Consider the following 22309-nt stretch of genomic DNA (forward strand, 5'->3'; position numbering starts at 1 on the left):
CGGTCTAAAGTAATCATTTCAAGCTTATGCCGCTGAATAGAATCATGTTTTAAAAAGAATCCTTATCACCTCAAGTTTTTTTCATCCTTCTATTTTAAAAGACTGTAGGTCTATCTTAATGTTAAACCAAAGTTGATTGGTAACGGAAGGTACGAGACTCCTGCGGGAAAAGTGTGTTCAAGGGAGACCCCGCAGGAGCAATGGCGCCGTGGGCGGACCGCCCGCGGAAAGCGAGTGCCCTACTTTCCAATCAACGTCCAAATTGTACAAGCCATAAAAAACTTAGACAAACTCGCTTTCTTCGAATTTGTCTACAGCTTGAGATCGAGATTAATTTCTCGGTCTTTTTTTGGTTTTTTTTAGATTCCGAAGGATATAAAAAAGTTCAATAAATGGTCTGTTTCTTTATTAGCCTGTCATCATTACGGTCTGGTCGGCATATATTTTATTGAAAGTGGTGTATACAGGAGGATTGTCAAAATGGAAACGATTCTTTCATTTTTACCGAAAAAATTATACGAGCAACTCCGGAGCATGACACCGATGATGATCGAGAAGATGGAAGAGCTGCGGATTCGCGTTGGAAGGCCGCTTGAGGTCATTGTGGGTGGGGAACCTTTCTTCTTTTCCTATGAAGTGACCCATTCGGATGCAGATCAATTATTGAATCAAATAGGTCAATTTTCGTTATATACACTTGAGGAAGAATTAAAGCGGGGATATATAACTATAGCGGGCGGACACCGGGTGGGTCTTGCTGGCAAGGTGATCCTGGAAAATGGGTCGGTCAAAGCGATCAGGGACATTTCCTCATTCAATATTCGGATTGCACGTGAAAAAATAGGTGCCGCTGAACCGCTAACATCTTATTTATATAATGGGGAATGGCAGCATACAATGTTGATCGGTGCTCCGCAAACAGGAAAAACGACCGTATTGCGTGATATTGCAAGAGTGATATCCAGTGGAAATGAAAAACGGGGAATTCCCCCTCAAAAGGTGGGAATAGTGGACGAGCGCTCAGAAATTGCCGGATGTGTTCATGGCGTGCCGCAGCTTGAATTTGGAACAAGGGTGGATGTGCTCGATGGATGTCCTAAAGCGGAAGGGATGATGATGATGATCCGTTCGATGTCCCCGGATGTATTGATCGTGGATGAAATAGGCCGCGCTGAGGATACACAAGCTGTGCTCGAAGCAGTTAATGCAGGTATTAAACTCATGATAACTACACATGGCCATACTTTGGATGAAATTAAGAAGCGGCCTTTTATCGCCGAAATATTAAAGCAAAACATCTTTGAACGTTTTATAGAATTACAGAGAAGCAAATCCGGAAAAAGGAGCTATAAAGTCCTTGATGCAGCGGGGGTTCCTATTTTCTTGGGAGAAGGTGTGAACCCGCATGTTTAAGATAATTGGAGCAGCGATAATCATTATAGCAACGACATGGGCGGGTTTCGAAGCTGCGAAAAAATTAAGTATGAGGCCTCGTCAACTGAGACAGCTGAAAGTCGCCATGCAATCGCTCGAAGCTGAAATCATGTATGGTCATACACCTTTGAAAGAGGCAGCGAGGAAACTGTCTAAGCAGATGGCCAAACCTTTATCCATCTTTTTCGAGACCTTTGCAACTCGACTCGAGTCAGGTGAGACCACCGTCAAAGAAGCATGGGTTGATAGTTTGAAGAAAATATGGCAATCCCTTGCTTTAAAACAGGGGGAATTCGAGATACTTTCACAGTTTGGGGAGACGCTTGGAAGAAGCGATAAATATCATCAGCAAAAGCAAATCATGCTAACGATGGCACACTTGGAAAGAGAAGAGAGCGATGCGCTCGACCGACAGGTAAAGTATGAAAAAATGATGAAAAGTCTTGGTTTTTTATCAGGGCTATTATTGATCATTTTGCTGATGTAGGAATATGTGGGGGGAATGAAAATGGGCATTGATGTGGACATCATATTTAAAATAGCAGGTGTGGGGCTAGTTGTGGCATTTCTTCACACAATACTCGATCAGGTTGGGAAGAAGGAATATGCCCAGTGGGTGACACTTTTCGGATTTATCTATATTTTATTCATGGTAGCTTCTGTAGTGGAGGATTTATTTCAAAAAATTAAATCTGTATTCCTATTTCAGTAAGGGAGGGATTCGCGATTGAAATCATAAAAATCGTGGCCATTGCCCTAGTTGCCACCTTTTTGGCCTTGATCGTCAAAGAGCAAAAACCAAATTTCGCATTCCTGCTCGTCATTTTTGTAGGCTGCTCCATTTTTCTTTTTTTAGCGGATAAAATATACGAAATTATTTTAATGTTAGAAAAAATTGCAGTGAATGCACATGTAAATAGCGTGTATCTAGAGACCATCTTAAAAATAATCGGAATTGCCTATATTGCTGAATTCGCTTCTCAAATTACAAAAGATGCAGGGCAAGGGTCGCTCGCTTCCAAAATAGAATTGAGCGGGAAAATCTTGATTCTTGCCATGGCGATTCCGATTTTGACGGTCATTATCGAAACGATTTTACAGATGCTCCCAAGTTAACGGATCACTCCTACTAGTCAATGAGGTGAATGTATGAAGCAGCGGATGCCTTACTTATCCATTCTATTCGTTTTACTCTTTTTTTTGCATACATCTATTGGACAAGCCGCCGAAAATCCTGAAAATGGTGAAATCGATCAAGAGCCGATCATGCAGACCGAATTGGTACAAGCCCAAATAGACAGGCTGGGTGTCGATGAGCTCAAACAATATTGGGATGACATCGTTACGGAATATGGAGGGTTCTTACCGGAAAGCCAGAAGGGGAGCTTCATGGATTTTGTAAGCGGTGATAAGAAATTCTCCTTTGACCAATGGATAAAGGGAATTACAAAATTCATTTTTCATGAACTGCTTGTGAATGGTAAGCTGCTGGGCTCACTCATTTTATTAACCGTTTTCAGCATGTTCCTGCAGTCTTTGCAGAACGCGTTCGAACAAAGCTCCGTTAGTAAGGTCGCTTATGCAATCGTTTATATGGTGCTGATCATTTTGGCACTTAACAGTTTTCATGTGGCGATTGAATATACAAAGGATACGATAGATTTGATGATTTCCTTTTTAATGGCGCTCATCCCTTTACTCTTGGCCTTAATTGCCGCTTCAGGAGGACTTGTATCAGCAGCTTTTTTTCACCCGGTCTTAATGTTTTTAATGAATACAAGCGGAATCTTGATCCAGTTTGTCGTCCTCCCTCTTTTATTCTTTGCAGCGATTTTAAGCATTGTCAGCACATTGACCGAACATTACAAAGTGACACAGATGGCACAACTTCTCCGAAATTTTGCTATCGGGATACTAGGTGCATTCATGACCATATTCCTTGGTGTCATATCCGTTCAAGGAGCATCCTCCGCTGTAGCAGACGGAGTGACGATCAGGACGGCCAAATTCGTGACAGGTAACTTTATACCGGTAATAGGGCGCATGTTTACTGATGCAACGGATACGGTCATTAGTGCCTCCGTTCTGCTGAAAAATACAGTGGGCTTGTCAGGTGTCATAATTCTCTTGCTCATAACCACATTTCCAGCAATAAAAATCTTGATGATTTCTTTTGTCTATAAGTTGGCAGCGAGTCTTTTGCAGCCGCTGGGCGGAGGGCCTGTAATAAAATGTCTTGACGTTATAAGTAAGAGCATGATCTATATTTTCGCAGCACTGGCCATTGTCTCACTCATGTTCTTTTTAAGTATCACTGTAATTATCGCTTCTGGAAACATTACACTGATGGTTCGTTAAGAAAGGAGGAGGGCTTTGGTGAGTTTTTTAGCTGGCTGGGTATCTAACATCATCATATTTGTATTGCTGGCTACTGTGATCGATATGCTTCTTCCGAATTCAGCTTTACAGAAGTATGCCAAAATGGTAATCGGACTTTTACTGATTGCGATCATCATCACTCCTATATTGGGATTATTCAATAAGGATTTCGACGAAATCCTCTCTGCGGCTACAAGTGAATTTCAAGATCAGAAAAAAAAAGATTTAGGAAATTTGACAGAAATGAAGAAAAAAGAAATACAAGCTACCCAGGGTGCATATATTTTAAAACAAATGGCTGTTGACTTACAGGCAGAAGTGGAAGAGGAGCTGATGGTGGATTATAACATGAAGATTAGTTCAATTGATGTAGGGGTCAAAAATGAGGAAGAACCGAGCGCTGATGATTTGCAAAACATAACGATATCATTGGAAAAGGCAGAAGGGAAAGAAGACTCGGGGATAGAGGCAGTAGCGAAGGTTGATATCAATGCAGAGAAACTATCCTCTTCGAATGATGCCAATCTTGATGCTGTGAAAAGGTTTCTGGCAACAAGTTGGTCCGTTGATGAAGAGATCATTGAAATCGCCGGGGAAAGGAAGTGACTGAGTATTGAACAAAGACAAAGGTCCGTTATCCTGGCTGCAAAAACTATTAAATAAAGACCCTGACCAAAAAGAACCTAAGGAAAAAAAACCTTCCCTGTATGTCTATGCTCTAATAGTTGTCCTTTTGGGAGCGGGAATTATGATGGCCGGGAATTTGTTAACCACCAACCAGACGGGACAAACACCTGAAGTGAAGACTGTATTCAATAATGATAAACAGGACGATGAAGGGGAGGTTGAAACATTCGGTCAGAAGAAATCCGAATTCAAGACGACAAAAGATTATGAAATATATCTTCAGAATGAAATGAAGGAAGCGCTTGAATCCATCGCAGGCGTCCAGGATGTAAAAGTCGTAATCTATGTGGATGCATCCGAGAAAAAAGTATATGAAAGAAACAAAGTCACCCAAAAACAAGTCACACAAGAAACCGACAAGGAAGGCGGCAAAAGGACGGTCGAAGACACATCGGTTGATGAACAGCTCGTTTTGGTCAAAAGCGGTGAAAAAGAAGGACCGATCATTTCGGAAACGAAAAAGCCTAGTGTACGAGGAGTCCTCGTAGTCGCTAAAGGAGCCGAAAACATTCAAATAAAGAAGTGGATCATCGAAGCTGTCACACGTTCACTGGATGTACCGAGTCACCGGGTTTCTGTCATGCCTAAAAAATAAGGGGGAAAATCTACATGTTATTAAAAAAACAAACCGTTTGGTTATTGACTATGCTAAGTCTGGTCGTTGTACTTTCAGTCTATTATTTAACCGCTCCTGAGGAAAATGCCGCCGATATGACGGCAACAGAACAAATGGAAAAGGCAGAAAATAAAACAGAAAGCAAAGCTGATACAAAAGGGGAAAATAAAAGTGAAAAAGAAACGGCCAAAAATACAGAAGGTTCTTCTGTAACCATTGCATCAGGGGATGAATTTGAATCGTTAAGGTTGCAGATTGAAGATGAACGGGCGAAGCTGAATGAAGAATTGACTGCAAAGATGGGCAACACAGAGCTTTCCTCTGAGGAAAGAGACGAGGCCTATGCGAAAATCGAACAATTAAGTGAAACGAAGGTAAAAGAAAATATCATCGAAAACTTAATAGTGGCCATGGATTACAATGCCGCACTTGTCCGTGTGGATGGAACGGATGTAAAGGTGAGTGTCAAGGCCGATAAACAGACGAAAACAGAGGCCAATAACATTATCCGCCTCGTAAGGAAAGAAGTGAGCGATGCACAAAATGTAGTGGTCGATTTTCAACCGGAAAAGTAATCTCACATACAGATGAAAGAGCTGATACACAACAGTTCATAATCATGAAAATGTGAAAGTCCCCCTTAATAAAAAAAGGGTGGCTTTTTTTATTAAGCTTTTTTCGCGATCATCCAATCGGGAAACTTTAGAGGAAAAGTTTTTTTTATGTCTATTTATATCAAGAACTCAAATAGAAATGGTGACTATAATTCTCAGTAATATTCTAGAAAAGTAATTATACTAAAATTTATAGCTGGTATTTCAGGGGTAATTCGCAAAAATCAGGTGAAAACGCTGAGGGGATCCAGTTTAAAATTATTCACAATATTATAATAAAGGTGTAATATAGAAGTATGGATTTCAAGCTGCAACTAATCTATCATTGAATTTGTATAAGCTAATATTGTATGATGTTAGAAGCTGGTCATAAACTTTTCAATTTTCTAAAGGAAACAATATTTTGAGAAAGTGAAATATCTGTTATAATACAGATGAGGTGTGTATTCAGTTTATTCGCTTTCGCATGGAGAAAGCGACTACTTTGTGCATAAATGGACAAGGTAGGATAAGCTAAAGGTAAAAGGTTACATAAAATATTATTGCCTCACAAACTCATATTAAATTAGACAAGGGGTGCCACAAAATGAAAGTGCAAGAAATTCGTGAAATAATTAAGCTAGTCGATCAATCAAATATCAGTGAATTCGTTTTTGAAAATGAAGGAACGAAAATTAAATTGAAAAAAACTGAAACGGGTACAGTATTACACCCAGCAGCTGCTCCAGAAGTTGTTCAAGCCAATGGAGCTGTAGAGGTCAAGCCCGCAGCGGCCCCTGCTCCTGTAGTGCCAAAAGCTGTTGAACCTGCAAAACCGGCTGCTGCCGTCACGGAACAGGAAAATTTACATAAAATCACTTCTCCGATGGTAGGGACCTTCTACCAATCTCCTGCACCGGATTCTCCTGCATACGTAAAAGCAGGCGATAAAGTAACAGGGGATTCCATTGTCTGCATCGTGGAAGCTATGAAACTTTTCAATGAAATCGAGGCCGAAGTAACCGGTGAAATCGTTGAAGTCCTTGTAAAAGAAGGTCAACTTGTAGAATATGGCCAACCATTATTTTTAGTAAAGCCGGAATGAGGAGCTGTTTCTAAATGATTAAAAAGGTATTGATTGCCAATCGTGGGGAAATTGCAGTCCGAATCATCCGGGCATGCAAAGAGTTAGGGATCGAGACTGTAGCGGTCTATTCAGAAGCGGATAAAGAAGCATTACATGTTCAAATTGCTGATGAAGCATATTGCATCGGTCCTAAATTATCAAAAGACAGTTATTTAAATACAACGAACATAATCAGTACAGCCAAGAAAACGGGATCTGATGCGATTCACCCTGGATATGGATTCCTTGCTGAAAATGCCGACTTTGCTGAGCTATGCCGTGAATGTAATATCATTTTCATCGGTCCTAGCCCAGAAGCCATCAATAAAATGGGAACAAAGGACGTAGCAAGGGAAACCATGCGCAAAGCTGGTGTACCGATCGTTCCCGGTTCTAAAGGCATAATTAAAGATACGGATGAGGGTGTAGCCCTAGCTAACGAAATGGGCTATCCAGTCATCATCAAAGCTACTGCCGGCGGTGGCGGTAAAGGTATCCGCGTTGCAAGGACCGAAGAGGATCTCATCAAAGGCATAAACATCACGCAACAGGAAGCCGCGACGGCATTTGGGAATCCAGGCGTGTATATTGAAAAGTTCATTGAGGACTTCCGTCACGTTGAAATCCAGGTCATGGCAGATAATCATGGCAACGCCATACATTTAGGCGAGCGTGATTGTACGGTTCAGCGTCGTTTGCAAAAACTTGTTGAAGAAACTCCATCTCCAGCCCTTGATGGTGAAACACGGGCGGAAATGGGGCAGGCTGCAGTTACGGCTGCTCTTGCCGTTAACTATTCAGGTGCAGGTACAGTTGAATTTATTTATGACTATGTGAATAGAAGATACTACTTTATGGAAATGAATACACGTATCCAGGTTGAGCACCCAGTTACAGAAATGGTAACGGGCGTGGATTTGATTAAGGAACAGATCAAAGTTGCTTCAGGTGACAAACTATCACTTTCACAAGAAGATGTGACTTTTAACGGATGGTCTATCGAATGCCGGATCAATGCAGAAAATCCAGAAAAGAATTTTATGCCTTCCGCAGGTAAAATTCACATGTATTTACCCCCAGGCGGCTACGGAGTGCGTGTGGATTCTGCGGCATACCCTGGGTACTCGATACCGCCGTATTACGATTCCATGATCGCTAAATTGATTGTCCATGCACCGACGAGGGACGAGGCGATTGAGAAGATGAAACGCGCTTTAGGAGAGTTTGTCATTGAGGGGATCAATACGACAATTCCTTTCCATATTAAGTTACTTCAGCATGAACAATTTGTTTCCGGAGAATTTAATACCAAATTCCTTGAAATATATGATGTAATGAACTCATAATGTAAAGGAAGACAGGAGGTGCTTTTGAATGAATGAAATGGAAGGCCAATTACTCGAAATGAATGATTATAATGGGCTGGGTAAAGTGGAGATTGCACCTGAGGTGATAGAGGTAATTGCGGGTATCGCTGCATCGGAAGTTGAAGGTGTTGCACATATGCGCGGGAATTTCGCTACAGGTGTTGTTGAAAAGCTTGGTAAAAAGAATCACGGTAAAGGTGTTAAAGTGGACTTATCGGGAGAATCCATCAAAGTCGAACTTTATTGTGTCATGAAATTTGGTGTTTCGATTCCGAAAGTTGCTCAGGAAGTTCAAGATAACATTCGTGAAGCTTTGTTGAATATGACCGCTATCGACGCGGGCGAAGTGAACATTCATGTAGTAGGCATTGCGTTTGAAAACGCTAAACAAGAAGCGGACCACGAACAAGAAGTGTAAGTGGCTTCATTCGATTCACACCTGCAAAAACCCGGCAAAAAGCCGGGTTTTTGTTTTTGGAATTTTTGACTTGATGATACCCCGCTTATAATATTACGTAAAATGAACATAATAAGGCGGTGTCTGGAAGTTTCCCTTTAATTCAAGGGTGATTTCTGTTAGAGTGTAAAAGGTGAAATATGAGCATGAAAGCTAGGCAAGAGCTTTTTGACACTTAAAAAAAGTATGGGACTTTGTTGGCCGTTTAACTGGAAATGAATCTTGAGATGTTGTCTTGAATCAAGGTGTTTGAGTCTTTTGGCCTTAATTTTAGTGAGATTAGCTTAATTGATAAAAAAAACAGCGAAAATCTTAATATTTTTCAAAAAATATTATTTAATGTTCGTTTGTTCTAGCATTTTCATATATAATAGTAGATGTTAAAGGAGTAAGATTATGAAAAGAAGAGTAGCCCGTGAAAAATCCCTTCAAGCACTATATCAGATAGATATTGCCAAGTCGAATGCAGAAGAAGCAATGGAAAGCGTACTGGATGGTGCTCCTACTGATGAATATTTCAAGAAATTAGTAATGGGAATAACGGAAAATCGTGAACAACTTGATGCAATGATCAGGGACAATTTAGAGAACTGGACGTTGGAAAGACTGGCGAACATTGATCGGAATTTACTGCGGATCGCGGTTTATGAAATGATTCACAGTGAAGATGTTCCTGTAAGTGTTGCAATGAATGAAGCTATTGAAATTGCTAAGAAATTCGGTGATGATCAATCAAGCAGCTTTGTAAATGCCGTTTTATCCAAAGTAAAGGTGAAAAGCGGCAGCTAAAGCTGCAGTCTTGAACGAGGATTTTCTCAGCAATTTCTTTAGCAAATTATCTTGGGAGGAATATACACATGTCAGCTCAAATCATTAATGGTAAAGAAATTGCAGAGTCAGTTAGGCAGGAAATGAGTAAGGAAGTGCAGCAGTTACGTGAAAAAAATATCGTTCCGGGTTTGGCTGTAATCCTGGTGGGCGACAATCAAGCTTCACAAACCTATGTACGCCATAAGCAAAAGGCCTGTGAAGATTTGGGCATGCATTCTGTGTTAATTAAAAAGCCTGCGGAACTATCTCAGGAGGAATTAATTCAGAGCATTGATGAATTAAACCAGGATGACAGTATTCACGGTATATTGGTGCAGCTGCCGTTGCCTGGACATATTCAGGAAAAAGCGATCATTGAAGCGATTTCCCCCGAGAAGGATGTAGATGGATTTCATCCGATTAATATTGGGCGGATGATGACGGGGCAGGATGCCTTTTTACCTTGTACGCCATACGGTGTCATGGTGATGCTTGAGTATATCGACTATGACCTTGAAGGTAAGCATGTTGTCATCGTAGGGAGAAGTAATATCGTTGGAAAACCAGCCGGACAAATGTTTTTAAATGCGAATGCAACCGTTACTTACTGTCATTCAAAGACAAAGGACCTTGCGTATTATACCAAGCAAGCTGATGTCGTTGTGGCCGCTGTCGGCAAGAGGGACACGATCACGAGTGAACATATCAAAGAAGGTGCAGTCGTCATTGACGTCGGAATGAACAGGAATGAAGAAGGGAAGCTTTGCGGTGATGTGGCGTTTGATGAAGTGAAAAATAAGGCTTCATTCATTACACCTGTTCCTAAAGGCGTTGGTCCCATGACGATTACGATGCTTATGAAGAATACGGTCAAATCTGCTCAAAAAGCACTTGAACAGAACAAGCAAGCATTGAAAAGCTGAAAAAAGCGTTAAATTATTTTAAAGAAGCGGACCTCTTGTTTTATAATAACGGGAGACCGCTTTTTTCCATTCATAGATTTAATCAAGTTTTAAGTGTAACCTATAGGTAAGTTTTCTTTATATCCGATTTCCATCGGAAGGAGACATTATATGAGCAACCAACAATATTTGAGTGTATCGGCTTTAACGAAATATATCAAAAGGAAGTTCGATGCCGATCCCCATTTGCAAAATGTATACATAAAAGGCGAAATTTCGAATTTTAAACAACATACAAGCGGACATATGTATTTTACTCTAAAGGACGAGAAGGCCCGACTCCTATCCGTTATGTTCGCCGCCAATAACAAAGGGATGAAATTCCTCCCCGAAAATGGAATGAAGGTACTTGTTAAGGGCGATATATCATTATATGAAGCTGGCGGACAGTATCAGCTATATGTGAAAAGCATGGCACCTGATGGCGTTGGGGATTTGTATCTTGCTTATGAACAGCTGAAGAAAAAGCTGGAGGCGGCAGGTTTGTTTTTGGCCGAACATAAGAAACCGATTCCACAGTACCCTAAGTCTGTGGGAGTCATAACTTCACCGACCGGAGCCGCACTAAGAGATATCCTGACAACAATCAAGCGAAGATATCCAATTGCCAGAATTATCGTTTACCCTGCACTTGTGCAAGGGAATAATGCCGCTAAATCGATTGCCAAGGCAATTTCCTTGGCTAACGCAAGGGCGGAAAGCGATGTGCTCATTGTCGGAAGGGGTGGCGGGTCGATCGAGGAGCTATGGGCCTTTAATGAGGAGATAGTGGCTGAATCGATCTATGATTCTGATATACCGATAATTTCTGCTGTCGGTCATGAAACCGATTTTACAATCGCTGATTTTGTCGCCGATATGAGGGCCCCTACGCCGACTGGTGCAGCAGAGTTAGCAGTTCCCCATCTTAATGAAATACACGAACGTCTGATGAACCGTAAGAATCGCTTGACCCGATCCATTCGTGAAGCGGTGAATTTTGAACGCACCCGATTGACCAGGATGGAGAGGTCTTATGCTTTTCGTTATCCACATAAAATGTATGAACAGAAGCTTGAACAGCTAGACAAGACGATGGACAGGCTAGGGAGGTCCAGCACGCGTTATTTCATGAAAAAGAGAGATGAGCTTAATCAGATCAACGATATTCTGAAAAAGCAGCATCCTGAACAAGCTGTGAAAAAATCCAAAGATGAATTGCGGCAGCATGCAAAAGTATTACGGAGGGCCATGGAAGCCATCTATCGGCAAAAATCACAGCAGTTCGTTCATATTACAGCCACGTTGTCTGCCCTCAGCCCATTAAAAATCATGGAACGGGGCTATGGATTGGTTTTTGCTGAGGATGAGACATTAGTGAAAAGTACACAGCAAGTAACCGAAGGGGATAGAATAGCCGTTTCCATAAAAGATGGAACCCTTGAATGTGAAATTAAAGAAATAAAGGAGCGAATGGAACCATGACAAAAAAACAGGAAGCTACATTTGAAGAAGCGATGGAGAATCTCGAGAAAATTGTGGAACAGTTGGAAGAGGGGGATGTGCCCTTAGAAGAAGCCATCTCCATATATAAACAAGGAATGGATTTATCCAGGCTTTGTCACTCAAAACTTAAGGCAGTTGAAGATCAATTGACTCAAATTTTACGCGAAGATGGGGAACTTGAAAACTTCGCTGTCCAGGAGGAAGAATAACATGGGTACGGCGTCCTTTGATATGTTTTCTAAAGAATATAAGGCGATTATAGAAAGAGAAATCGTTGAATATGTCAATAAGTTGAAAGCTCCGGCTGTGGTCAAAGAATCCATGATCTATTCATTGGAAGCAGGCGGTAAACGGATTCGCCCTTTATTGGTCTTTGCGGTTCTAGAGGCCTTTGGGAAAAACTTGAGGATGGGAATACCTGCAGCCGCTGCCATTGAAATGATACATACATATTCATTGATCCATGATGATCTCCCAGCGATGGATGATGATGATCTTCGCCGGGGAAAACCGACGAACCATAAAGTATTCGGTGAGGCGGTAGCAGTACTGGCAGGTGATGCCCTCCTTACATATAGTTTTCAATTGGTGACGGAAATGATCGATCCCGAGGTGACGGCTGAAATGAAGCTGAACCTTGTATGTGAAATTGCCAGGTCCGCCGGAGCCGAAGGGATGGTTGGCGGTCAAGTTGCCGATATGGAAGGTGAAAATAAACAGTTGACGCTCCAGGAATTGGAGTATATCCATGAACATAAAACAGGGAAATTATTGACTGCTAGCATCCTTTCCGGAGCTATATTGGCCGGGGCGAATGAAGAACAGCGACTGCATTTACGTGACTTTGCATACCATCTGGGGCTTGCTTTTCAGATTCGGGATGATATTCTGGATATTGAAGGATCAGTAGAGTTGATCGGCAAGCCGGTTGGCAGTGATGTGGGAAATCACAAAAGCACATACCCCTCTTTACTTACTCTTCAAGGGGCAAAGGAAAAGTTGGAACATCATATTGAACTTGCTCATGCCGCTTTAGGAAAAACAACATTACAAACGGGTCTGTTGAATGATCTAACTGATTTAATAGCGAACCGTAACCATTGATTGTGGCTAAATTTGTTATCAAATGAGGTTTTATGGTATACTCATTGTGCAAAAATATGTGAAAACCCAAATGGGATTTTTAATTGAGATACGTGATAAATAGGTATATTAAGCCGCCGAAATCACCTGGGTGTTGGCGGCTATTTTTTAACTTAAAACCAATTTTTCGGTCAAGTCTTCCATATAGACCTCTTTTATGAGGCTTTGTTTTTGCTTACAACCGAAAATGACAGAAAGTGAGTGGTCCTGTTTGGATCTTCTATCTATAAAAGACCCTTCTTTTTTGAAGAATATGAATAATGAAGAACTAGTTGAGTTAAGTATGGAAATACGAAAATTTCTTGTGGAAAAATTATCGGTGACCGGTGGGCATATTGGTCCCAATTTAGGTGTAGTCGAGTTGACTATAGCCTTGCATAAAGAATTCGACAGTCCGAACGATAAAATTTTATGGGATGTCGGTCACCAATCCTATGTCCATAAAATCCTGACTGGCAGAGCTGGAGAGTTCAATACCTTAAAGAAATATAAAGGTCTTTGCGGCTTTCCTAAAATGATTGAAAGCCCTCATGATGTTTGGGAAACCGGTCACAGTTCGACTTCTCTTTCAGCTGCAATGGGAATGGCGGCTGCCCGTGATATCAAAGGTGAAAAAAGTTTTATTTTACCTGTCATCGGGGACGGGGCCCTAACAGGCGGAATGGCGCTTGAAGCTTTGAATCATATCGGTGATGAAAAAAAGGACATGATCGTTATCCTGAATGATAATGAAATGTCGATAGCCCCTAACGTAGGTGCTTTACACACGATATTGGGAAGATTGCGGACAGCAGGTAAATATAACTGGGCAAAAGATGAATTGGAATTGCTTTTGAAAAAAATTCCTGCAGTCGGTGGTAAACTTGCGGCTACCGCTGAACGCTTGAAGGATAGCATGAAGTACTTATTGGTCTCAGGAATCTTTTTTGAAGAACTCGGGTTCACATACCTTGGACCAGTTGATGGTCATAATTATGAAGAATTGCTGGAGAATTTAAGATATGCCAAGAAAACGAAAGGACCCGTACTGCTACATGTCATCACGAAAAAAGGCAAGGGTTATTCACCTGCCGAGTTGGATACAACAGGAAATTGGCATGGGACAGGCCCATACAAGATCGAGACAGGCGATTTCGTGAAATCCACTAGTAAAGCTCCTGCTTGGAGTGCCCTCGTAAGCGATACTGTCAGCAGGCTCGCTCGTGAAGATGAACGGATTGTCGCGATTACACCTGCAATGCCTGTAGGTTCGAAATTGGTGGGGTTTTCCCGAGAGTTCCCAGAACGTTTCTATGATGTAGGGATTGCCGAGCAGCATGCAGCAACTTTTGCAGCTGGATTGGCAACGCAAAAAATGAAACCATTCCTGGCTATTTATTCAACCTTCCTGCAAAGGGCTTATGATCAGGTGGTCCATGATATCTGCCGACAGAATCTAAACGTATTCATAGGGATCGATCGTGCCGGATTGGTTGGTTCCGATGGTGAAACACATCAAGGGGTTTTCGATATTGCTTTCTTACGCCACATTCCAAATATGGTGTTGATGATGCCGAAAGATGAAAACGAAGGCCAACATATGGTCAATACGGCCTTAAGCTATAATGATGGTCCGATCGCTATGCGTTTCCCTCGTGGGAATGGTTCGGGAGTTGAAATGGATACTGACTTACAGCAGATTCCAATCGGTACGTGGGAAGTTCTTAAAGAAGGAACGGATGCTGCCATCTTAACGTTCGGTACAACCATCCCCATGGCTCTTAAAGCTGCAGAACTGCTTGAGAAAGAGGATTATTCAGTTAAGGTGATCAATGCCCGTTTCATTAAGCCTTTGGATGAGAACATGCTAAGCAGTCTTCTTGGTGAAAAAATGCCTATCTTGACTATAGAAGAAGCGGTTCTACAAGGTGGTTTTGGTAGTTCTGTACTTGAATATGCTCATGATCAAGGTTTTTATGGGGCAATTATAGATCGAATGGGAATACCTGATTATTTCATTGAACATGGCAGTGTCGATGAACTTCTTGAAGAAATTGGTTTAACGACAGAGACAGCGATCAAAAAGATTAAAATGATAACACCAAAAAAAGAAAAAAGGGCCTGACAATATGAAAGTGATGAAAGAAAGAGTAGATATATTACTTGTAGAACAAGGTTTGGCCGATACACGTGAAAAAGCGAAGCGTATGGTTATGGCTGGTCTTGTCTACGCGAATGAAGAGAGGTACGAAAAACCGGGTGAAAAAGTGCCGGTCGATCTTGAATTTACGATCAAAGGAAAAGTAATGCCTTACGTTTCAAGAGGCGGACTTAAACTTGAAAAGGCCTTAAAGGAATTCGATTTACAAATGAACGGAAAAATCCTGCTTGATATCGGATCATCAACTGGAGGGTTCACCGATTGTGCCCTGCAAAATGGAGCCACAATGTCTTATGCACTTGATGTAGGCTATAATCAACTTGCATGGAAGCTTAGGCAGGATGAACGGGTAAAAGTAATGGAACGGACGAACTTCCGTTATGTTACACCCGCCGATCTCGATGGGGAGATGCCAAACTTTGCAAGCATTGATGTTTCTTTCATCTCGCTAACGTTAATTTTACCGGTGTTAAAGACGCTCCTCGTTCCGGATAGCGACGTCGTTGCTTTAGTTAAACCGCAATTCGAAGCTGGGAAGGATCAAGTGGGTAAAAAGGGGATTGTTCGTGATCCCAAAATCCATAAACAAGTGTTGGATAAGATCATTTCTTTTGCAAAAAAGGAAGGCTACGATATTAAGGATGCTTCTTTCTCACCGATTACCGGCGGTGATGGAAATATTGAATTTTTACTTCATTTATACTGGCAAGGGTCAAAAGACGATGGAGCGATATTGCTTTCGAAAACGGTTGATGACATCGTTAGGGAAGCCCATGCCCAATTTAAAAAAGAATAGCTAGAACTTTTTGTATGGCTCCTTTGGCTGGATGGTTGGCTAAAAGGAGCTTTTTAATTTTAAATGGTCCTGTAATGCACTTGAATCATTTAAGGGGAATACATAAAATAGGTATGAACAAAAAATAGAGTTGTTATGCTTTTTAGAGAAAAAGTTGTACAATTGCATAAAAATCCGATAACATTAATATTAGCCACTTTAGAAAGCGGTCTATTTGCACGTACGGATGATACTTGAAACAATCCCATTTTGGGCAGCTTGCTTAAGTATGATATAAAAGTGATACTCCATTAAATGAGCAACAGTTGAGAAGAGGTGCTTCTACTTATGAATAAAGGACAACGACATATAAAAATAAGGGACATTATAACGAATAATGATATAGAAACCCAGGATGAGCTAGTTGAAGAACTGAAATTAGCTGGATACAATGTAACTCAGGCCACTGTTTCAAGGGATATTAAAGAGCTTCACCTTGTTAAGGTCCCTTTAACTGATGGAAGGTATAAATATAGCCTGCCAGCCGATCAACGTTTCAATCCACTGCAAAAATTAAAGAGAATCCTGGTTGATGCTTTTGTACGCATTGACGCAGCCAATAATTTACTGGTAATGAAGATGCTCCCGGGTAATGCCCAGGCAATCTGTGCATTGATTGATAATTTAAATTGGCAAGAAATACTCGGGACGATCGGCGGCGATGACACTTGTTTAATTATCTGCCGTTCTGAGGAAGATGCAAAGATCATTTCCGGCAAATTCTTGGACATGCTCTAATAATTTTGTGAGGTGACCTAGTTTGTTAACAGAACTATCGATTAGGAATTTTGCGATCATAGACAGCCTGTCCGTTTCATTTGAGAAAGGCTTGACTGTCTTGACCGGAGAAACAGGGGCAGGGAAATCAATTATTATAGATGCCGTTCACCTTTTGGTTGGAGGACGTGGTTCTGCCGAGTTCATACGGCATGGTGAGTCGAAGGCCGAAATAGAAGGATTATTTCAAATTGAAGATGAGAAACACCCGGTCTTTGCCAAGGCAGAGGAGTTTGGCCTGGATATGAATGACGGTATGGCCATTCTTCGTAGGGATATTTCACTGAGCGGCAAAAGCGTTTGCAGGGTAAATGGAAAACTTGTAACGATTGCCATTTTACGCGAGATAGGACGGACATTGATAGATATTCATGGTCAGCATGAACATCAGGAATTAATGGATGAACGGCTCCACCTTCCTCTGCTGGATCAATTCGGCGGAGAAAAAATCGCATCGGCACTCACGGAATACCAAAAGCTATATAAACGTTATGAAACCGCTTCTAAACAATTAAATAGTTTGAGTCAAAATGAACAGCAAATGGTCCATCGCCTTGACTTGATCCAATTTCAATTCGATGAAATCCAAAAAGCTGATTTAAAACTTCGCGAAGATGAAGAATTGATGGAAGAGCGGAAGAAAATTAATAATTTCGAAAAAATTCATGAAGCGCTGCAAACGAGTTATAATGCTTTAAATGGTGAGCAGCATGCAATTGATTGGCTTTCCGTAGCCATGAATAACCTGGAAGAGGCGGCAGGGCTTGATGAAGGTTTAAAAAACAGCTCCGAGACCGTATCAAATAGTTACTTCCTTCTTGAAGAGGCCGTATCGAACATCCGAGATCAATTAGACTCTTTGGATTTTGATACAGAACGTGTTGAATTCATTGAAAGTCGCCTAAATGAAATAAATCAATTAAAACGTAAATACGGGCGGTCCATCGAGGAAATCCTGGAATATGGTGCAGGCATAGAAGAAGAAGTCGAAAAACTGCAAAATAGGGAAACACACATAGCAAAGCTTGAAAAGGAAATGAAATCAATAAAGGCTGATTTAATTGTTGAAGCAAAGAATTTGTCTGACCTTCGTCAGACATTCGCTCAGCAGTTAACCAAAAAGATCCATCAGGAATTAAAAGATTTATACATGGAAAAGACAATTTTCGAACCCCATTTCCTTCAAACGGCTTATACTTTCGATGAGTTATCAGATAGGGGCATTAATCAATCGGGGCTGGATTCGATGGAATTTTATATTTCCACCAATCCGGGGGAACCGTTAAAACCCCTTTCTAAAATTGCATCGGGTGGAGAGCTGTCGAGGATCATGCTGGCTTTGAAAAGCATTTTTTCAAAGCACCAAGGCATAACGTCGATTATATTTGATGAAGTGGACACGGGTGTGAGCGGACGGGTTGCACAATCGATTGCTGAAAAGATCTATAAAGTGGCAACGGGGTCTCAAGTGCTGTGCATATCCCATTTACCACAGGTGGCAGCTATGGCGGATACCCACCTTTTCATAGCGAAAAATGTAAGGGCTGGACGTACGAATACCTCGGTAAAGCCTCTAATTGAAACTGAAAAAATAAAAGAAATCGGCAGGATGATTTCAGGAGTCGAGATTACGGATTTGACGAAGCAGCATGCCAATGAATTAATTCAGCTGGCCAAAAGGCTAAAGATTACATCTTGATGGGCCAGTAAGAAGATTATTTAAACTTTTATCATAAGCATTCATTGTAAAGCTATCCAAAAACGGATAGCTTTTATTTTGTGTACCTGTTATAAATGACTGTCCTGAGGGCTAAATTAAAGGTGTAGCCATAAAGTTTCAGAGAGCGAGGAGAGTGAATGGATTGAAATTTGTATGGATAAACAGAATCATCGGTGGAATTCTCCTTGTTTCGCTATTAACATTAGGGTTATACCAGCCATCTCGTGAATATTTTTTAATTCCAAATCATCTTGTACTATTTGAAGGAAGTCAATATAGTATTTCCAAATCATTGCCTGTTTCTGCAAAAGCTTCGGGATCCAGTGATGGGATTTCGCTTCATGATGAGCAAACTTCAATTACGCTTGGTGCTGAGAAACCAGGGACGAATGAAGTGTTACTCGATGTAGCAGGCCTGCCTGCCAAAAAGGTCGACATTAGAGTGATAAAAGACTTTAAAGTCATGCCTGGAGGCCAATCCATTGGAGTGAAGCTTAATACTCTTGGGGTGCTCGTAGTAGGTCATCATCTTATTGATACTGCGCAGGGAAAAAAATCACCAGGAGAAAAAGCGAAAATTGAAATAGGTGATATTATTACAGAAATCAATGGTCAGACGATAAAGAAGATGGGGGATGTAACCCCTTTTGTTCAACAGGCAGGTGAAAAGGGTCAGGCGTTGAATTTGGTCATTAACCGAGAGAATAAAGTGCTTCATAGTACCCTTTTACCTTTGAAAGATAAGAATGAAGGAACTTACAAATTAGGTTTGTATATCCGTGATTCAGCAGCCGGCATCGGAACGATGACGTTTTATCACCCGGACTCGAAAAAATATGGGGCATTGGGACATGTCATTTCCGATATGGATACAAAAAAGCCGATTGTTGTAAAGGACGGACAGATCGTTCAATCGACTGTCACGTCCATCGAAAAGGGAAGCAATGGTGATCCGGGAGAAAAATTGGCACGCTTTTCTTCTAATAAAGAAAAAATAGGAAATATCAATCGCAATAGTCCCTTTGGGATCTTTGGGAAATTAAATCAAGATTTTAAAAATGGGATAAATGACAAGGCGCTCCCCATCACCCTTTCCCATGAGGTAAAGGAAGGACCAGCTAAAATCCTGACGGTGGTGGATGGTTCCAAAGTAGAGGAATTCGATGTGGAAATCGTCAGTTCAATACCACAGAAGTTTCCTGCGATTAAAGGAATGGTCTTAAAAGTGACGGATAAAGAATTGCTTCAAAAAACGGGTGGGATCGTTCAGGGAATGAGCGGCAGTCCCATCATACAAAATGGGAAATTAATCGGTGCAGTCACCCATGTATTTGTTAATGATCCTACAAGTGGGTATGGAGTTCATATCGAATGGATGTTAAACGAAGCCGGTATAAATATATATGACAAAGATAATTATGAAAAGGCAAGCTAATGAAACCGGGTATCCTTTTGGATGCCCTTTTTTTATAAAACGCAGGTCATGGGTAGGAATTAAATATGATTTCTTCAAAAAATAGATGTTTTTTTAAAACGATGTGATAAAATGAAAACGAAATGAAGATTTTTCGACAATCGGTTCATTCGAATAGCAAACGAAGTCGAAAACAAGAGATATCCGGAGAATAATATTGAATTCCTTATATTTTTTCAAAAATAAAAGGAATTTAGTTTCCATTGTCGAAAAGTTCAATTACAATAGAATTTAGTCATATAGAAAAAAAGACCAATTGTAGTTGAGGAGGAAATCAAGCGTGAAAAAAATTAAGGTGTGCGTTGTAGATGATAATAGAGAACTTGTTGGCCTTCTGGAAGAATACATTTCTGCACAGGAAGACATGGAAGTAATTGGGGTGGCACATAACGGTCAAGATTGCCTGGGGATGCTTGAAAGCGTTGATCCGGATATATTGATCCTCGATATTATCATGCCTCATTTAGATGGGTTAGGTGTACTTGAAAAACTTCGTGAGTTAAAACGGGGTGCTATGCCTAATGTAATTATGCTTACTGCCTTTGGTCAAGAAGATGTCACGAAAAAAGCAGTTGATTTGGGCGCGTCTTACTTTATCCTAAAACCTTTTGATATGGAAAATCTAGCCAATCATATTCGTCAGGTAAGCGGTAAAGGGCAGGCGGTTTTAAAAAATCATAGTCAGTTTAGCTATCGTCCCCAAAATGAACCCAAGCCTAAAAACCTCGATGCCAGCATCACAAGCATCATTCACGAAATTGGAGTGCCTGCACATATCAAGGGCTATTTGTATTTAAGGGAAGCCATATCCATGGTATATAATGATATTGAACTATTGGGATCGATCACCAAAGTTTTATATCCGGATATTGCAAAAAAGTACAATACTACAGCAAGCCGTGTGGAACGTGCTATCCGACATGCGATTGAAGTGGCTTGGAGCCGTGGCAATATAGAATCCATTTCATCCCTTTTCGGTTATACCGTCAGCATGACTAAGGCAAAACCTACAAATTCCGAATTCATTGCTATGGTGGCCGATAAGCTCCGTCTCGAGCATAAAGCATCTTGACAGGGGTAGTAACGTTGATTTGACGGTAATTTGGACGGGAATTTTATCGTGAATTTATCGCCAATTCCGAAAAACTTTGCGGTGGAATACCAATAAAGCTGATCGCATTGAGCGGATAAACTCGGCATCTCTACGAGTCAGTATATAGGAAAATTCCGTAGTCGTCCAAACAAGGCGGCTATTATTTTCGCGTAAGGGGTTGGTAACTATGTCCATCCGTAATCGATTGAAAGAATTACGTCATGATCATCGTATGACCCAAACGGAATTTGCCGCATTTATAGGGCTAAGCGTACATCAGTATAACCGTTACGAAAAGGAAGCCCGCGAACCTACGCTCGACAATGCCATACTCATTAGCGAAAGGCTCGGAATGACGGTAAACGAAATATTTTATAGGGAAGAATCATGACGTCCATTTGTTGGGCGTTTTTTTTATGCTTTCGACTTGCCGACTCCGTTTAAATTTTTGTTAGGTCAGGCAACTTTATGGGCGCACTCCCATACACTCTACTATGAGCATTTCAACACAGTTGAAAAACGGTTGCGTCATAACACAGGCTGTTTTAATTTTCAATTCCGTAACAGATTCAACTCAGTTAGATAAGTGGACTTATACGAGCAATAAAGCCGGTGTAATAGGGATTCGGAAACCTGTTAAGGAAGGACCGGAGGGAGAGAGTTGGGAGGGGGTGCGGGGGAGGGTAGAAACTATACAGACAATTCAAATAAACGGAGATGAGCGAAATGTTTAGAAAACAGCAAATAGAAGTAATCGACTTTAGGGAATTCATGGCGGGGACATATGGGAAGTCGAATCGCATCATAAATTCGAGCGTGTACGGTTTCATGCCGTCCATAACGGTTAGTAGCTTTTTATCGCCAGATGTAGCCGGCATATATGCAGTCGTATTGGGCGTATTTGCTATCGGTATGCTATCGCATTTCTTAGAAACATACGCGGCCAGTTCGGGCCGTGAGGAGCTTGCATGGGCTATCGAAACGGTGACGAGGTTAGCTTTTACGATTGGCGGATTCAGTTCCATCGGATGGTTTTTACTATCGCTATAAGGGGGCGGAATAATGATTCGAGAATTTCTTTATAAATCGAAAGCCAAAGCAGAATTAATCAAAGCGTTTCGGAGTGCCGAATTGCATAAGACGTATAAAAGTAAGGGCGGAACTGAGCGCACCATATTTCCGCAGATACACGCCATACACCTCGACAAAGT

General features: G+C 41.2%; 24 protein-coding genes. All 24 read left to right on the top strand.

Annotated elements, in window-relative coordinates; translation table 11 throughout:
* The first annotated feature begins 480 nt into the window (after window positions 1-480).
* The 24 genes from spoIIIAA (at window position 481) to ACFX4X_RS04005 (ending at window position 22148) form a co-directional block, all read left to right on the top strand.
* Complete coding sequence (gene spoIIIAA / locus ACFX4X_RS03890) at window positions 481-1413, top strand: stage III sporulation protein AA (protein ID WP_377381746.1); 933 nt, start codon at window positions 481-483, stop codon at window positions 1411-1413.
* Complete coding sequence (gene spoIIIAB, locus ACFX4X_RS03895; protein ID WP_284470243.1) at window positions 1406-1921, top strand: stage III sporulation protein SpoIIIAB; 516 nt, start codon at window positions 1406-1408, stop codon at window positions 1919-1921. The genes spoIIIAA and spoIIIAB overlap by 8 nt, the downstream gene beginning before the upstream one ends.
* Before the next feature lie 21 nt (window positions 1922-1942).
* Entirely contained in the window at window positions 1943-2146 is a 204-nt protein-coding gene (gene spoIIIAC, locus ACFX4X_RS03900) for a stage III sporulation protein AC (RefSeq protein WP_034308319.1), read from the top strand.
* A 23-nt stretch (window positions 2147-2169) separates the two neighbouring features.
* Entirely contained in the window at window positions 2170-2550 is a 381-nt protein-coding gene (gene spoIIIAD, locus ACFX4X_RS03905) for a stage III sporulation protein AD (protein ID WP_089361491.1), read from the top strand.
* Window positions 2551-2583: 33 nt separating this feature from the next.
* Window positions 2584-3792 (top strand): stage III sporulation protein AE, encoded by a 1209-nt coding sequence (gene spoIIIAE / locus ACFX4X_RS03910; protein WP_061464002.1) that lies wholly within the window; start codon window positions 2584-2586, stop codon window positions 3790-3792.
* 18 nt (window positions 3793-3810) lie between these two features.
* Window positions 3811-4419, top strand: coding sequence for a stage III sporulation protein AF (gene spoIIIAF, locus ACFX4X_RS03915; RefSeq protein WP_089361761.1), 609 nt, complete (start codon window positions 3811-3813; stop codon window positions 4417-4419).
* Window positions 4420-4426: 7 nt separating this feature from the next.
* Complete coding sequence (spoIIIAG, locus tag ACFX4X_RS03920; RefSeq protein ID WP_061464001.1) at window positions 4427-5095, top strand: stage III sporulation protein AG; 669 nt, start codon at window positions 4427-4429, stop codon at window positions 5093-5095.
* A gap of 14 nt (window positions 5096-5109) precedes the next feature.
* Window positions 5110-5691, top strand: a complete 582-nt coding sequence (locus tag ACFX4X_RS03925) for a SpoIIIAH-like family protein (RefSeq protein ID WP_377381752.1) — start codon at window positions 5110-5112, stop codon at window positions 5689-5691.
* A gap of 625 nt (window positions 5692-6316) precedes the next feature.
* Window positions 6317-6814: an acetyl-CoA carboxylase biotin carboxyl carrier protein gene (gene accB, locus ACFX4X_RS03930; protein ID WP_061463999.1), complete on the top strand. Its 498-nt coding sequence runs from the start codon at window positions 6317-6319 to the stop codon at window positions 6812-6814.
* A gap of 14 nt (window positions 6815-6828) precedes the next feature.
* Window positions 6829-8181 carry an acetyl-CoA carboxylase biotin carboxylase subunit gene (gene accC, locus ACFX4X_RS03935; RefSeq protein WP_284470244.1) on the top strand — a complete coding sequence of 451 codons (1353 nt, stop codon included), beginning with the start codon at window positions 6829-6831 and terminating at the stop codon, window positions 8179-8181.
* A 37-nt stretch (window positions 8182-8218) separates the two neighbouring features.
* Window positions 8219-8620 carry an Asp23/Gls24 family envelope stress response protein gene (locus tag ACFX4X_RS03940; protein WP_375166286.1) on the top strand — a complete coding sequence of 134 codons (402 nt, stop codon included), beginning with the start codon at window positions 8219-8221 and terminating at the stop codon, window positions 8618-8620.
* Between the two features lie 435 nt (window positions 8621-9055).
* On the top strand, window positions 9056-9448 hold the full coding sequence (gene nusB, locus ACFX4X_RS03945) for a transcription antitermination factor NusB (RefSeq protein ID WP_061463996.1): 393 nt from the start codon (window positions 9056-9058) through the stop codon (window positions 9446-9448).
* A 68-nt stretch (window positions 9449-9516) separates the two neighbouring features.
* On the top strand, window positions 9517-10392 hold the full coding sequence (gene folD / locus ACFX4X_RS03950; RefSeq protein ID WP_061463995.1) for a bifunctional methylenetetrahydrofolate dehydrogenase/methenyltetrahydrofolate cyclohydrolase FolD: 876 nt from the start codon (window positions 9517-9519) through the stop codon (window positions 10390-10392).
* Window positions 10393-10542: 150 nt separating this feature from the next.
* Window positions 10543-11895, top strand: coding sequence for an exodeoxyribonuclease VII large subunit (xseA, locus tag ACFX4X_RS03955; RefSeq protein WP_377381758.1), 1353 nt, complete (start codon window positions 10543-10545; stop codon window positions 11893-11895).
* On the top strand, window positions 11892-12125 hold the full coding sequence (locus tag ACFX4X_RS03960; protein WP_034308286.1) for an exodeoxyribonuclease VII small subunit: 234 nt from the start codon (window positions 11892-11894) through the stop codon (window positions 12123-12125). The genes xseA and ACFX4X_RS03960 overlap by 4 nt, the downstream gene beginning before the upstream one ends.
* 1 nt (window position 12126) lies before the next feature.
* Window positions 12127-13020 (top strand): polyprenyl synthetase family protein, encoded by an 894-nt coding sequence (locus tag ACFX4X_RS03965; RefSeq protein ID WP_284470247.1) that lies wholly within the window; start codon window positions 12127-12129, stop codon window positions 13018-13020.
* Between the two features lie 250 nt (window positions 13021-13270).
* Complete coding sequence (gene dxs, locus ACFX4X_RS03970) at window positions 13271-15163, top strand: 1-deoxy-D-xylulose-5-phosphate synthase (RefSeq protein ID WP_061466140.1); 1893 nt, start codon at window positions 13271-13273, stop codon at window positions 15161-15163.
* Window positions 15164-15167: 4 nt separating this feature from the next.
* Entirely contained in the window at window positions 15168-15995 is an 828-nt protein-coding gene (locus ACFX4X_RS03975) for a TlyA family RNA methyltransferase (RefSeq protein WP_061463992.1), read from the top strand.
* 327 nt (window positions 15996-16322) lie between these two features.
* A complete protein-coding gene (gene ahrC, locus ACFX4X_RS03980; RefSeq protein WP_061144401.1) occupies window positions 16323-16772 on the top strand; it encodes a transcriptional regulator AhrC/ArgR in 450 nt (149 codons plus the stop codon).
* A 22-nt stretch (window positions 16773-16794) separates the two neighbouring features.
* Complete coding sequence (gene recN / locus ACFX4X_RS03985; RefSeq protein WP_284470249.1) at window positions 16795-18510, top strand: DNA repair protein RecN; 1716 nt, start codon at window positions 16795-16797, stop codon at window positions 18508-18510.
* A gap of 163 nt (window positions 18511-18673) precedes the next feature.
* Complete coding sequence (gene spoIVB / locus ACFX4X_RS03990) at window positions 18674-19966, top strand: SpoIVB peptidase (protein WP_061463990.1); 1293 nt, start codon at window positions 18674-18676, stop codon at window positions 19964-19966.
* Between the two features lie 319 nt (window positions 19967-20285).
* Window positions 20286-21077: a sporulation transcription factor Spo0A gene (spo0A, locus tag ACFX4X_RS03995; RefSeq protein ID WP_061463989.1), complete on the top strand. Its 792-nt coding sequence runs from the start codon at window positions 20286-20288 to the stop codon at window positions 21075-21077.
* A gap of 208 nt (window positions 21078-21285) precedes the next feature.
* Window positions 21286-21489 (top strand): helix-turn-helix transcriptional regulator, encoded by a 204-nt coding sequence (locus ACFX4X_RS04000; RefSeq protein ID WP_377381766.1) that lies wholly within the window; start codon window positions 21286-21288, stop codon window positions 21487-21489.
* Window positions 21490-21824: 335 nt separating this feature from the next.
* Window positions 21825-22148 (top strand): hypothetical protein, encoded by a 324-nt coding sequence (locus tag ACFX4X_RS04005; RefSeq protein ID WP_377381769.1) that lies wholly within the window; start codon window positions 21825-21827, stop codon window positions 22146-22148.
* Window positions 22149-22309 lie beyond the last annotated feature (161 nt).

This window comes from Peribacillus sp. YIM B13481 (assembly GCF_042787985.1).
Lineage (GTDB): Bacteria > Bacillota > Bacilli > Bacillales > DSM-1321 > Peribacillus > Peribacillus simplex_A.

Excerpts from the sequence above, each read along its gene's own strand:
- spoIIIAB (WP_284470243.1), top strand. The coding sequence starts at position 1,406 with ATGTTTAAGATAATTGGAGCAGCGATAATCATTATAGCAACGACATGG.
- ACFX4X_RS03940 (WP_375166286.1), top strand. The coding sequence starts at position 8,219 with ATGGAAGGCCAATTACTCGAAATGAATGATTATAATGGGCTGGGTAAA.
- ACFX4X_RS03960 (WP_034308286.1), top strand. The coding sequence starts at position 11,892 with ATGACAAAAAAACAGGAAGCTACATTTGAAGAAGCGATGGAGAATCTC.
- folD (WP_061463995.1), top strand. The coding sequence starts at position 9,517 with ATGTCAGCTCAAATCATTAATGGTAAAGAAATTGCAGAGTCAGTTAGG.
- ACFX4X_RS03975 (WP_061463992.1), top strand. The coding sequence starts at position 15,168 with ATGAAAGTGATGAAAGAAAGAGTAGATATATTACTTGTAGAACAAGGT.
- accB (WP_061463999.1), top strand. The coding sequence starts at position 6,317 with ATGAAAGTGCAAGAAATTCGTGAAATAATTAAGCTAGTCGATCAATCA.
- xseA (WP_377381758.1), top strand. The coding sequence starts at position 10,543 with ATGAGCAACCAACAATATTTGAGTGTATCGGCTTTAACGAAATATATC.
- ACFX4X_RS03965 (WP_284470247.1), top strand. The coding sequence starts at position 12,127 with ATGGGTACGGCGTCCTTTGATATGTTTTCTAAAGAATATAAGGCGATT.
- spoIIIAE (WP_061464002.1), top strand. The coding sequence starts at position 2,584 with ATGAAGCAGCGGATGCCTTACTTATCCATTCTATTCGTTTTACTCTTT.
- ahrC (WP_061144401.1), top strand. The coding sequence starts at position 16,323 with ATGAATAAAGGACAACGACATATAAAAATAAGGGACATTATAACGAAT.
- nusB (WP_061463996.1), top strand. The coding sequence starts at position 9,056 with ATGAAAAGAAGAGTAGCCCGTGAAAAATCCCTTCAAGCACTATATCAG.
- spoIIIAA (WP_377381746.1), top strand. The coding sequence starts at position 481 with ATGGAAACGATTCTTTCATTTTTACCGAAAAAATTATACGAGCAACTC.
- spoIIIAC (WP_034308319.1), top strand. The coding sequence starts at position 1,943 with ATGGGCATTGATGTGGACATCATATTTAAAATAGCAGGTGTGGGGCTA.
- ACFX4X_RS04000 (WP_377381766.1), top strand. The coding sequence starts at position 21,286 with ATGTCCATCCGTAATCGATTGAAAGAATTACGTCATGATCATCGTATG.
- accC (WP_284470244.1), top strand. The coding sequence starts at position 6,829 with ATGATTAAAAAGGTATTGATTGCCAATCGTGGGGAAATTGCAGTCCGA.
- ACFX4X_RS04005 (WP_377381769.1), top strand. The coding sequence starts at position 21,825 with ATGTTTAGAAAACAGCAAATAGAAGTAATCGACTTTAGGGAATTCATG.
- ACFX4X_RS03925 (WP_377381752.1), top strand. The coding sequence starts at position 5,110 with ATGTTATTAAAAAAACAAACCGTTTGGTTATTGACTATGCTAAGTCTG.